Source organism: Streptomyces sp. SID5643 (assembly GCF_009872555.1).
In the GTDB taxonomy this organism is placed as follows: Bacteria; Actinomycetota; Actinomycetes; order Streptomycetales; family Streptomycetaceae; genus Streptomyces; species Streptomyces iakyrus.
The window spans coordinates 1-12,007 of sequence record NZ_WWIC01000108.1 but is presented as its reverse complement, the minus strand read 5'-3'; the positions used below and the strand labels follow the sequence as shown (position 1 = coordinate 12,007).

The 12,007-nt window shown below is 73.2% G+C and carries 13 protein-coding genes; 10 read left to right on the top strand and 3 right to left on the bottom strand.

Translation table 11 applies throughout. The features are described from left to right. The first annotated feature begins 199 nt into the window (after positions 1-199). Positions 200-1,033, top strand: a complete 834-nt coding sequence (locus tag GTY56_RS13805) for an SDR family oxidoreductase (RefSeq protein ID WP_161365643.1) — start codon at positions 200-202, stop codon at positions 1,031-1,033. A gap of 40 nt (positions 1,034-1,073) precedes the next feature. Then, a complete protein-coding gene (locus GTY56_RS13800; protein WP_161365642.1) occupies positions 1,074-1,706 on the top strand; it encodes an HAD family hydrolase in 633 nt (210 codons plus the stop codon). 24 nt (positions 1,707-1,730) lie between these two features. Here the strand turns inward: GTY56_RS13800 and GTY56_RS13795 are convergent, their stop codons facing one another. Next, positions 1,731-2,594, bottom strand: coding sequence for an LLM class flavin-dependent oxidoreductase (locus GTY56_RS13795; protein ID WP_161365641.1), 864 nt, complete (start codon positions 2,592-2,594; stop codon positions 1,731-1,733). Between the two features lie 82 nt (positions 2,595-2,676). Next, positions 2,677-3,981: an MFS transporter gene (locus GTY56_RS13790; protein WP_161365668.1), complete on the bottom strand. Its 1,305-nt coding sequence runs from the start codon at positions 3,979-3,981 to the stop codon at positions 2,677-2,679. 115 nt (positions 3,982-4,096) lie between these two features. Here GTY56_RS13790 and GTY56_RS13785 point away from each other — a divergent pair, with 115 nt between their 5' ends. Then, a complete protein-coding gene (locus tag GTY56_RS13785; RefSeq protein ID WP_346345483.1) occupies positions 4,097-4,315 on the top strand; it encodes a hypothetical protein in 219 nt (72 codons plus the stop codon). 129 nt (positions 4,316-4,444) lie between these two features. Here the strand turns inward: GTY56_RS13785 and GTY56_RS13780 are convergent, their stop codons facing one another. After that, positions 4,445-5,644 carry a YncE family protein gene (locus GTY56_RS13780; RefSeq protein ID WP_161365639.1) on the bottom strand — a complete coding sequence of 400 codons (1,200 nt, stop codon included), beginning with the start codon at positions 5,642-5,644 and terminating at the stop codon, positions 4,445-4,447. Positions 5,645-5,729: 85 nt separating this feature from the next. Here GTY56_RS13780 and GTY56_RS13775 point away from each other — a divergent pair, with 85 nt between their 5' ends. The 7 genes from GTY56_RS13775 to GTY56_RS13750 all read left to right on the top strand — a co-directional run. Beyond that, entirely contained in the window at positions 5,730-6,707 is a 978-nt protein-coding gene (locus GTY56_RS13775) for an ABC transporter substrate-binding protein (protein WP_202510131.1), read from the top strand. Between the two features lie 113 nt (positions 6,708-6,820). After that, positions 6,821-7,945, top strand: a complete 1,125-nt coding sequence (locus GTY56_RS13770; protein ID WP_524540102.1) for a FecCD family ABC transporter permease — start codon at positions 6,821-6,823, stop codon at positions 7,943-7,945. A gap of 11 nt (positions 7,946-7,956) precedes the next feature. Beyond that, the gene (locus GTY56_RS13765) at positions 7,957-8,949 is read left to right on the top strand and encodes a FecCD family ABC transporter permease (RefSeq protein ID WP_202510133.1); all 993 of its coding nucleotides are present in this window, start codon (positions 7,957-7,959) and stop codon (positions 8,947-8,949) included. 20 nt (positions 8,950-8,969) lie between these two features. Beyond that, entirely contained in the window at positions 8,970-9,791 is an 822-nt protein-coding gene (locus GTY56_RS13760) for an ABC transporter ATP-binding protein (RefSeq protein WP_161365637.1), read from the top strand. Positions 9,792-9,847: 56 nt separating this feature from the next. Next, positions 9,848-9,961 carry a streptamidine family RiPP gene (amiA, locus tag GTY56_RS41140; protein ID WP_244310224.1) on the top strand — a complete coding sequence of 38 codons (114 nt, stop codon included), beginning with the start codon at positions 9,848-9,850 and terminating at the stop codon, positions 9,959-9,961. 88 nt (positions 9,962-10,049) lie between these two features. After that, positions 10,050-10,898 (top strand): hypothetical protein, encoded by an 849-nt coding sequence (locus GTY56_RS13755; RefSeq protein WP_161365636.1) that lies wholly within the window; start codon positions 10,050-10,052, stop codon positions 10,896-10,898. Beyond that, positions 10,895-12,007: CocE/NonD family hydrolase (locus GTY56_RS13750; protein ID WP_161365635.1), on the top strand; the 1,113-nt coding region annotated here is incomplete at its 3' end. The genes GTY56_RS13755 and GTY56_RS13750, both read left to right, overlap by 4 nt.

Genomic DNA, 12,007 nt, shown 5'->3' with positions numbered 1-12,007 from the left:
GGGCGATGGGTGAGCCGGCGGCGCTCGGGGGCACCGGGGTCTTCGGCTTTCCTCGAACAACCTATGCCGGACCGGGGCAGGGTGGGGGCCGTTCGAGCCGCCGTGCGGTGCTCCCTGCCGGAGGCTCCTCCTTGACCTGAAGTCCGCTTGAGCTTCTAGCGTGTCCCGTAGGTGATCTCGACGGCGGGAGAACGTGCTCATGATCCTCGTGACCGGAGCCACCGGGCATATCGGCAGTGCGCTGCTGAAGGAGTTGCTCGCATGCGGTGCAGGGCCGGTGAGGGCGTTCACCCGTGACGCTTCACGGGCGGCGTTCCCCGAGGAAGTCGAGGCGGTGGAGGGGGACTTCGCGAAGGGGGAGACGTTGAAGCCCGCTCTGGACGGGGTGCGCTCGCTGTTCCTGCCGTCGCGTACGGGCCCGGACGCCGACATCCTCGCCGCCGCCCGGCGGGCGGGTGTGGAACACATGGTGCTGGTGTCGTCCATCACCGTCCAGACCCATCCGCACCTGGGCCCCGCCGGTGAGAACCTGGCCGTCGAACGGCTGCTCCAGGACAGCGGCATGGACTGGACGGTCCTGCGGCCGACGCAGTTCGCCTCGAACGCGCTGATGTGGGCCGGGCCGATTCGCGACCGGGTGGCGGTCCGCGCGCCGTACGCGGACACCGGACTGCCCACGATCCACCCCGCGGATGTCGCGTCGGTTGCGCGGGCCGCTCTGACCGAACCGGGCCACCGGGGGCGGACGTACGCCCTGACCGGCCCCGAGCCGGTGACCGCCCGGCAGCAGGCCGAGGCCATCGCGGCCGTGCTCGGGCGGGACGTCCCGTTCATCGAGATCAGCCGGCAGGAGGCCCGGGGCCGAATGGCCGCGGTCTTCGGGGAGGAGGCCGCGGATGCGGTGCTCGACGTCACGGGCGGAGACGTCACTGACGAACTGCTGGCCGTGCGCGACACGGTGGTACAGGTCACCGGTTCCCCGGCCAGGCCGTTTCGGCTGTGGGCCGCGGAGAACGCCCACCGGTTCCGCTGAGCCGGCCGGCCGGTGAGGGTCCCCGTGCTATTCAGGGGCCATGACGCTGATCAACACCTCCGGCAGGCCCTTCGACGCGGTGCTGTGCGACCTCGACAACGTGATCCGGTTCTATGACCTGACTGGACTGGCGAGGCTGGAACAGCTGGCCGGACTGGCCGAGGGGACCACCACACGGGTGGCCTATGCGCCCGAGACGGACCTGCCGCTGCTCCTCGGAAGGATGAGCAAGGAGGAGTGGGTCGAGACCATCGTGCGGGGCCTCGTCGGTGAGGTCTCGGAGCCGCAGGCCCGTGAGCTGGGGACGGCGCTGGCCGAGGCGCCTTTCCGGGCTGACGCCGTGGTGGTCGCGATGCTTCGCCGGATACGGGAACAGATGCCGCTCGTCCTGGTGACCAACGCGACCCTGGAGCTGGAGAGCGACCTCGCATCCCTGGGGCTCTCCGACCTCGCACACCATGTCGTGAGCAGCGCGCGGGTCGGGGTGGCCAAGCCCGACCGCGAGATCTACGAGATCGCCGCCGAGCGAGCGGAGACCGCCGTCGGGCGATGCCTCTTCGTCGACGACCGGCTGGAGAACATCGAGGCCGCCGTCGCGCTGGGCATGACGGGTGTGCACTACCGCGAGCCGGAGGACCTGCGGAAGGTGCTGGCTCTCGCGCTCGGTGACTGAGGCCGCGAGGCCGCCCGGGGGTACCTAGAGGACGGGTGGGCCGGCTTCCGTGCGGCGCAGCACCGGCGCCAGTCGGTCCAGATCGGGGCCGGTCTGGATCTGCCGCTCGTCCCACCAGGTGGCACCCGCGTCACGCAGCGGGCCGATGACGTCCCTGGCCTTGGCCGCGTCCGGGGGTGTGGCGCCGCCCAGGACCAGCTCGAAGGGGCGCTCGGAGCCGGCCTGCCGGTGCTCACGCAGGTATGCGGTCAGCTCCCGGACTTCGGCCGCATCGGGTACGTGACCGTGCCGGGCCGTCTCGAAGAGCGGTACCGCGCCGTCCCAGCGCGCGGCCCGCCGCATGGGTGGGCGGCGGGGCCAGAACCCGCCGATCCACACGGGTGGGCCCGGCTGCTGCACGGTGGCGGGCAGCAGCGTCACGTCGTCGACCTCGTAGTGCCGGCCGCGGTGATGCACGGGCCCGCCGGTCCAGAAGCGCCGCAGCAACTCCAGCCCCTCGTCCAGGCGCTCGGCGAGCACGCGCGGGTCCGCGGTGTCGCCGAAACTGCGGTACTCGTCCTCGACCGGACCGCCCAGACCCGCGGCGAAGGTCACCCGGCCGCCGCTGAGGTGGTCCAGGGTGGCCACCTGGCGGGCGAGTTGCTGCGGACGGTAACGGGGGACCGGTGTCAGCAGGGTGCCCAGCCGAATGCGTGACGTCGCCAAAGCGGCCGCTGTCAACAGCATCCAGGGGTCTCCGAAAGGGCGCCCCTGGTGATGCCGGTGCAGCACATGGTCCCAGACGAAGAGCCCGTCCCAGCCGGCCTGTTCGGCCGCGGCCGCGACTTCGGCGACGTTCCGCGGGTCCGCGAAGTCCCCGAAGTTGGGGATGTTGATGGAGAAGCGCATCCCAGCAGAATGTGCGGTGGGAGGCCGACGGACAAACGGATTCCCGGCCGGGAGCCTCCCGCACCGGCGCCTGTGCACGGAATCAGCCCTGGACGTCTGCCAGCTCCGGCTTCTGGGCCTGCGGAAGATCACGCATGCGGCGCATCGGGCTCATGGCGAGGATGAGCCATGAGGGCGCGACGATCCCGGTCATGATCCACATGGCCGGCCGGTACCCGACGACATCGCCGAGCACGCCACCCAGCAGGGATCCGAGCGGGATGGTGCTGTGGTTGATCATCATGGCGGTCGCCGCGACCCGGCCGAGCAGGTGCGGTGGGCAGTAGGTCTGCCGGAAGGTGCCGACCACGATGTTCGCCACGGAGATGCCGAGCCCCACGAGGAAGCCCCCCGTCGCGAACAGCAGCAGCCCCGGCCCCGCCGTGGTCATCGGCAGCAGGAGCACGAACGGCGAGGTGGTGAGCTGAAGGAGGAGCAGCCCCCGCGCCGTGCCGAACCGCCGGGTGATCCGGGTGGCCACCAGCGCACCGACGATGGCGCCGGCGCTGCCGCTGGTGAGCAACAGCCCGACCATGCCCGGGTTCAGCCCGACCGTCCGGACCAGGAAGACGACCTGGACCGCCTGATAGCCCATCAGCGCCAGGTTGACCACGGCGCCCCAGGTGACCATCGGCCGCAGGTACCGGTCCCGGCCCACGAAGCGGAGCCCTTCGGCCATCTGCCGCCGGAGAGAGGTGCGTTCCGCGCCGGGATCACGGTCCGGCTCGACGACGCCGATCCGCCGCAGGCACACAGCCGAAACCAGGAACGTCACGGCATCGGCCGCGAGCGCGGTGACCGCGCCGAGTGCCTGGGCGAGGAGTCCCGCCACCCCGGGCCCGGCGACCTGGGTGGCGGCCGCGCTGCCCTGCAACGCGGCGTTGCCCTCCAGGAGGTCGCGGCCGTCCAGCACGATACGGATGTACGAGTGGTAGGCAGTGTCGAAACACACCGCCGCCGTGCCGCAGACCAGTGCGACGACGACCAGGTGCTGAAAGGCCAGCACGTCGAGCCAGGCCGCCGCCGGGACGCTCACCAGGGCCGCGGCGGCTGCCAGGTCACACGCGATCATCAGGGGGCGTTTGCGCCTGCGGTCCACCCATGCCCCCACCGGGAGGCCCACGAGCAGCCACGGCAGCCACACCGCCGCCGTGAGCAGGCCGACGGCGGTGGAGCCCGCGTCCAGCCCGACGACCGCGATCAACGGCAAGGCCACCACGGTGACGCTGTTGCCGAGGCCACTCACGGTTTCGCCCACCCAGAGCAGGCGAAAATCGGGTCGGCCGAAGACGCCCCGGCGCGATCGGGGCCGGGGGGACGTGCCATTCCTGGGGTTCACCGCAAGCATCATGCCGTGCTGGGATGACTCCATGCGCCCTGAGCACTGTGCTACCGGAAACCACATTCACCTGTGGCATGAGCGGGTGCTCCCGTCGAGTTCGGAACGGATCACGCTCCGGCTGGTGTTGCGTGGTTCGCTCGTCCCGGTCCTGGTCTGGGCCGGCATCGCCTGCTTCGTGTACCTTGTCTACAGCCCCGTCGCCGCCATCGTGCTCGGTGGGCTCTTCGCGGTCGCGTTCATCGTGGGGTTCAGCCTGCGGCGGAGGGCACGCCACTCCGTGCGGTGCAGCGTCTACGGTGCGCTGGGCGGAGTGCTCGACAAGTCCATGGCCGGCTTCTGAGGCGAGGAGCGCGCCTCGAGTCGCCCGCGGAGAAGGGGTAGGTGGCACGTCGCCCCGTACGGCGGCGGTCAAGCGCGCCCGAGCCGCGTGCGGACAAGGGTAGTTGGCGCGTCGGCCGGTGCGGCGGCGTCACCGGCCCACGGGATCGCCCTCGGCGCCGTCGGTCCGGGTGCGCAGGGTCATGTGGCCGCCGTGATGCAGCGGTGTGCTCAACCGTGGACGGGCCGCCTCGTGGCCCGTCCGCGCGTCGACGATATGGACTTCGCCGTGACCGCCGCGGGTGACGGCGACCCAGTCGGAGCCGGGTGAGGCGGCCACGGCCCGGCGCTGCACGCCTTCCCAGGGGGTGCCGCCGCGACGCGGAGCACCGTCCATCGCGGGCAGGGGGGAGCGGCGGACGATGCCGTCGGCGCCGAGGAGGAGCAGTTCGTCGCCGTCGGGGTGGATGCGGGTGAACGCGGTGTGGCTCCGGGCGAGGGCCAGGCGGAAGACCAGTCCGGGGCCGAGCTCCGTGAGGGACGTGTGACCCGTCCCGAGATCGTGATGCCACGCCTGGTTGGTCCACTCCGGCCACCGCAGCGGGTCGGGAGCGCCGCCGCGCAGCGTGCTCCACAACGCCGCACGCCGGGTGTCGAGGCGCAGGTACCAGCCCCGGGCGGGCGCCTCCCACGGGATCACGGCCTCGGCCAGGAGCGTGTCACCCTTCCTCCGGGCCCGGTGCACACCCTCGCCGGTGGCCACGAACAGATCTCCCGAGCCGGGGGATTGGGCGTCGCCGTGGCCGTCGTCGGGCAACGGCAGGAGCTCGCGGGGCGCAACCACGGGGCAGCCGGGCGGGGCCGCGAGGAGATCCGCGAACCGGTGTGCGGCCAGCGCCCCGGGTTCCCGGTGCCGCAGCACGACCAGCGGGTCGCCGCCGCCGAGCACCGTCACGCCCGGCTCGCCGACCCGGACGCGCACGCGTGCGGTCTCGTCGGTGGCCAGGTCGACGACCGTCAGCAGGTCCGACCACGGCTCGGTGTTCTTGCCCAGACCGGTGGTCACGGCCAGCCGGCGCCCGGCCGGGTCGCAGGCGAGGTGCTCGGCCGGCACGGCGACCGGGACGGCGCGTTCCACGAGCTGCTCGCCGTAGGGGTCGAGGACCAGAAGTTCCCCCCGGCGGTCGTCGACACAGGCCGCCCGCCCTCCGGGCAGGGCCAGGAACCCGGCGTGCTCGGAGAGATGGCGGCCGGTGAGGCGCCCCGTGACGGTGCCGTCCGGCACGGTCAGCACGTGGACGGAGCCGGCCACGTGGTCGGAGACGAGCAGGACGGGTGCGGCAGTGGACATGGGTCCTCCCCAAGGGTGTCTCATGAAAACGATTATCATGTATGTTCGGTGAGTTCCCGGCACCTGAGAAGAAGCGAGGGCATCGATGCTGCGCTCACCGTCGAGATTCGTCCGCAGTTGGATCACCGCAGCGCTGGCGGTTTCCGTGCTGGTCGGCTGCGGCTCGTCGCCCGACGAGCCCGCGAGTGACGAGGCCAAGCCCGCGGCGAGGACCGAGGTCACCGTCGAACCCATCAAGGCGTCGACGGACGTGACCGACACGAAGGGCGTCAAGGTCTCCGTGAAGAAGGAACCCGAGCGCGTCGTCTGCCTGTTCGCGCTGTGCGACGACATCCTGACCGAACTGGGCATCGTCCCGACGGCCACCAACAGCGCGCTGCTCTCCCACCCCGGCTTCCTGGGTGAGGAGAAGGCCAAGGAGGTCGACGTCATCCCCGGGGGGTTCATCGCCCCGGAGGTGGAGGCGATCCTCTCTCACAAGCCCGACCTGGTCATCGGGCTGGGGGACACCCACGGCAAGCTCGCCCCGGCCCTCAAGGGCGCCACCACCTTCTGGCCCATGCAGCCGGAGACCTGGGAGGACAGCGTCGGCTACCTGCGTGACGTCGCCGCCCTGACCGGCCGCACCGCCGAAGGAGAGAAGGCCGAGAGGGCCTTCCGCACCAAGCTCGCCAAGGCCGAGAAGACGCCGAGCGACAGGACCGCGCTCATCATCTACGGCAGTGACGAGAACTTCGGCGTCGCCACCCCCGAGGCCGACGTCGCCGCGAGCCTGTTCCCGAAGATCGCGCGGTACCCGTGGAAGTCCCGTGGTGTCGAGGGCAGTTACAGCCTGGAGGAGATCCTCGCCCGGAACGTCGACGTGCTGTTCGTCGAGACGATGAGCTTCGGTGACGCGGACGGCAAGCTCTCGGAGAAGCTGGCCGAGAACCCCCTCTGGAGCAAGATCCCGGCAGTGAAGAACGGCGACGTCCACGAGGTCGATTCAGAGGTGTGGGCCAAGGGGCGCGGCACCCGTTCGCTGGGCATCGTCCTCGACGAGGCCACGGCCGCGCTGCGGTGAGGCCGCCCCTGCCGGCGCCCGCCCCGGCGCCCGCCTTTGCGGATCGTCCCGCAGCCGGCGGACGGCGCTCCTTTCGGGGTGCGCGAACGTGGCAACCCGTCCTGGTGGCCGTGCTGCTGGTGGCCTCCTCGGTCTGCGCGCTGAGCCTCGGCACCCCCTACGTCCCACCGCACCGGCTGGCCGGTGCGGTGCTGGAGGGGGACAGCACCCTCGCCGGGATCGTCGTCACCGAACTCCGCGTCCCCCGCCTGGTGCTGGCGCTCGTCGCCGGTGCCTGTCTCGGGGCGGCCGGACTGGTGCTCCAGGAGGCACTGCGCAATCCACTGGCGGTGCCGGAGATGCTGGGTGTGTCGTCCGGGGCCGCGCTGGGGGTCGCCGCCCCGCTGGTGCTGACGCTGTCCCTGCCTGCCGCCGTCCAGCCCCTGCTGGCCATCGGCGGGGCCGCGCTCGGCGGCGGGCTGACGCTGCTCGCCGCCGGGCTGGGCCGCAGCCCGTCCGCCGTCCTGCTGACCGGAGCCGCGGTCGCCGCCGCGTTGCAGGCGGCGCTGCTCGTGCTGATGGTCATGGCCGACCAGCTGGACCTCCAGCTCATCTACCGCTACCTGCTCGGCTCCCTCTCCGCCCGGACCTGGGACGACATCGCGGGACTGTGGCCGTGGCTGCTCGTCGCCGTTCCCGCCCTCGTGCTGTGCGCGCCGGTCCTGTCGGTGATGCGGCTGGGGGACGAGGACGCGGCGGCGCTGGGCGTGCGCGCCCACCGGGCGCGGCTCGCCGCGCTGGCGATCGCCGTGGTGCTGATCGCCCCGGTCACGGCGGTGTGCGGGCCCGTCGCGTGGGTGGGTTTCCTCGCCCCGCACCTCGCCCGGTGGTTCAGCCCCACGGCGGGAGCGGTGCGCTGGCTTCCGTGGTCCGCCGCCTGGGGAGCCGCCGTCGTGACGGTCGCCGATGTACCGGCCCGGCTGGCGCTGGCGCCCGTGGAGACGCCGGCCGGTGCCTGGACGGCTCTGCTGGGCGTGCCGGCCGGGGTCGCTCTGATGCGGTCGGGTGGCCGCGGCCGGGTCGCTCGGTCGGAGCGGGCCGTGCACAAGGCGCTGCACGGCCCATGGACGGCTGCATCCGGCGGGGCGGACGACGTCCCCCGTGCCGGGGCCCCGGACGACGCTCGACGAGAGGGAGCCGGGGCCGGCGAGACACGCCGGTCCCTTTCCCGTCCGACCGGAACGGAGGACGTACGGTGACCCGGCGTTTCATGGCACTCGCGGCCCTTGCCGTCGTGTGCGCCGGCGTGGAACTGGTGGCCGGGCGCGGCATGTCCCCGGGCGTGGTCCGGGACGTCGTGAACGGCGGCGGTGACGCTACGGCACGCCACATCTTCTTCCAACTGCGCCTGCCCAGGCTGCTGGTGTCCCTCGGAGCGGGCGCGTGCCTGGCCATGGCGGGGCTGGTCCTCCAGTCGGCGCTGCGCAACCCGCTCGCCGGGCCCGAGGTGACGGGCGTGACGCCGGGTGCGGTCCTCGGGGCCGTCACCGCGACTGCTCTGGGGCTCGCCGGATGGGACGCGCCGCTGGCCGTCGTCCTCGCGGCTTGTACGGGCGGGTGTGCCGGAGCGGCGCTGCTGTGGCTGCTCGCCGGCCGCGGCCGGGGGGACCCGTCGCAGACCGCTGTGCACGGGGTGCTGGTGTCGGCGGTGCTCGGCGGCCTCACCGCCATGGTGCTCCTGGTGCAGCCGGGTGAACTCGGCAGCGTCGTCCAGTGGTTGGTGGGCACCACCGAGGGCCGGGTGTGGCAGCACTGGCACCTGCTGTGGCCGTGGGCGCTCCTCTGGGGGGCCGGAGCCTGGCTGCTGGCCGGGCCGCTGACCCTGCTGCGCTGCGGGGACGACATCGCCCTCACGGCCGGCCTGTCCGTCCGGCCGGCGCGGACCCTCGCCCTGCTGTGCGCGGTGGCGCTGACGGCGGGCGCAGTGGCCGCCGTCGGGGCGCTGGGCTTCGTGGGGCTGCTCGTTCCGCATCTGGCCGTGGCCGTCTTCGGCGCGGACCTGCGGGTGAGCCTTCCCGGCGCCGCCCTGGTGGGCGCGGTCGTGGTGTGCGGGGCCGACGCCGTCGCGCAGTTGTCCTCGCGGCTGCCGGTACCCGGCCTGGACTCCGGCCGGTTCACGTTGCCGGTCGGGGCGCTCACCGCCTGCCTGGGCGCCGCGCTGCTGCTGGTCGTCGTGCGCCGCACGCCGAGCCGTACGTTGTGAAGTCGACCGAAGGACAGAGCATGACCGAGTCCCTGGGGATCCACGTCGAGGGGGTCCACTTCGGCTATCCCGGACGACCCGTACTGAGGGGCGTCGACATGACCGTCCGGCCGGGCGAACTGACCGCCCTCATCGGCCTGAACGGCTGCGGCAAGTCGACCCTGCTGCGGCTGGCCGCGGGACTGCTGCGGCCGGATGCGGGGCGCGTACTGCTCGGTGCGGACGACCTCGCCCGGCTGTCGAGGCGCGCCACGGCACGCAGGGTGGCGCTGCTGCACCAGTCCGCCCCGGCCGTACCGGTCATGACGGTGCGTCACCTCGTACGTCAGGGGCGGTACGCGGCCCGCGGACCGCTCGGCATGCTGCGCGAGGGCGACGACCCCGTCGTGCGGCGGGCCCTGCGCGATGTCGGCGTGGAGCAGTGGGCCGACCGGGACGTCGACGCGCTGTCGGGGGGCGAGCGGCAGCGGGTGCGGCTCGCGATGGCGCTCGCCCAGGACACCCGCGTCCTGCTGCTCGACGAACCGACCACCTACCTGGACCTGCACCACCAACTCGACGTGCTCCAGACCGTGGTGCGCCTGCGCGAGGAGCGCGGGCTCACGGTGGTGATGGTGCTGCACGACCTGGCCCACGCGGCCCGGTTCGCCGAGCGGATCGTCGCCCTGCGCGAGGGCCGTGTGGTGGCCGACGGGACGCCGAAGCAGGTCGTCACACCGGGGCTGCTGGCGGAGGTCCTCAAGGTGGCGGGCCGGGTCGGTGAGGATCCGGAAGGGGGGTGGCCGGTGTGTTATCCAGATCACCCCATCGCAGCTCTTGAATATGAAAATCAGATTCATTAGCGTGTGATCACGGCGCTCATCCGAACGCCGTATCTCCCTGAGATGAAGGAGAGTTCATGGACAACGAGCAGGTCTTCGCGCCGATCGTCGACCCGGGCCAGCTGGCTCACGACTCGGCTTCCCACTCCAACGCGCTCGTCGAGAACCCCTTCGAGGACACCGAGGAGTAAGAGGGCTCAGCTCCCTCGACCGTGGGCCCGCCCGTTGCCTTTTGGGCGGGCCCACGCCCGTCCCGCGCCCGTCGCCAGGAGGAACGCCGTGTCCCACAGCCGACTCGTACCCGGTGCCGAGGTCGTCGCCGTACCCGGGCGAGGTCTCGCCGTCCGTACCCCCGAAGGAGACTTCCTCACCGTCAGGACCGGCGAAGCGGACGAGCGGCTCCTGCTCTCCCGGCTCACCGGCGACGACGTCACGCACCGGGCGGACCCCGAACTCGACCGCGTCGTCCGCGGGTTCGAACAGGCCGGATTCCTGGCGGACGGCACCCCGCCCGCCGAGTGGCCGGCCGACCGCCGGCACATCCGGCTCATCGGTGATCCGGCACTGACCGGACCCCTCGCCGCGCACCTGACGGCCCTGGGCGCCGACCCGCGCACCGCTCCGGCCGGCACCACGCCACCGGCCGACGCCGCCGACCTGCTCGCCACGGCCCCGGCCGCCGTCGTGTGGTGCCTCGACGGACCCGTGCCCGACGGGCTGTGGGACGCCGCCGACCGGCTGCCCGAGCACGGCGTCGCCTGGCTGCGCTGCCACCGCGAGGGCTGGCAGGCCTTCGTCGAGCCGGTCGCCGCCGACCCCGGAGACGTCACCTCGGCCCACGTCCGCTCCCGCCGGCTCGCCGCCACCCCCGCTCACCGCGAACTGGCCGCGTACTGGACCGGGCCCCGCACCCTCGGTGCACCCATCCGGCTCACCGTTCCCGCCGCCACACTGCTCGCGGCGCTGCTCGCCGACGACCTCACCCGATGGGCCACCGCGGCCCCCGACACCGCCGGCCTCCCGGCACGACGCCGGCTGCGCCGCGTCGACCTGCGCACCCTGACCGTCACCGAACACCCGGTCCTGCCGGTGCCGGACGTGGCATCGATGCCGAAGCAGGACGGATGACAGCGTTCAGCACGGCCGTCGACGGGCTCGCCACCGACGTCCGACTCCCCGCGGGCGACGGCCCCTTCCCGGCCGTCCTGGTCCGCACTCCCTACGACCGCGCCCGGCACCGGGCCGAAGCCCGCGGCTGGGCCCGCCAGGGATTCGCCGCCGTCGTCCAGGACGTGCGGGGCCGCTTCGCGTCGCCGGGGGAGTGGCACCCCTACACGAACGAGGCCACCGACGGAGCGGCGACCGCCCGCTGGATCCGGCAACAGCCTTGGGGCGATGGCCGACTGGTGGCCGCCGGCGCCTCCTACGCCGCCCACTGCGCCCTCGTCCTCGCCCTCGACACGCCCCGGGACGCGCGGCCCGACGCCGTCATCGCGGCCGTGCCCGCCCTCGGCCTCGCTCAGACGGCGCGCGAGGCGTCCGGCGTGGAACGGCTGCGCCCGCGCGCCGGATGGTGGGCCGCCCACGGCGACCGGCGGGACTCCGACGAGGGTGCCCTGGACAAGGCCCTCGCCACGGACCCCGGCCTGCTCGCCCACCTGCCGCTGACCGCTCTGCCCGAGCGGCTGGGCCGGAGCCTGCCCTCCTGGGCGGCTCTGTGGCGCCACCACGATCGCGGGCGCCTCGTGACGCGGGCCGCACACGCAGGGATGCCGTTGCTCGCGGTCGGCGGTCACCACGACCACTTCACCGACGACACCGTCGCACTGTGGCGCGACTGGGGCGGCCCCTCGGCGCGGCTGCTCCTCGGCCCCTGGGGGCACAGTCTCCTCTCCGCGCCGGGCCCGGACGCGGGACCCGCCCACCGGCTGAACCTCGGCGAGCTGTACGTGCGCTGGGCCCGCCGCGCCCTGTCCGGCACACTCGCCCCCGGCCCCCACGGCGCACTGGCACTGGGCGGAGCCGACCTGTGGGTTTCCGCCGGAACCAGCGGTGCACCACGCGCACAACGGCCGCGGCTGCTCCACGGCTCGGCGTTCACCGCCGACCCCGACCGGCCCGTCCGCTCCGACGACCTGAGCGTCCCGGTCGACGGCCCCCCCGACCGCTGCGTGCTGATCACCCCGCCGCTGCCCCGCCCGCTCGACGTGGTCGGCCCCGTCGGCGCGCGGCTGCGG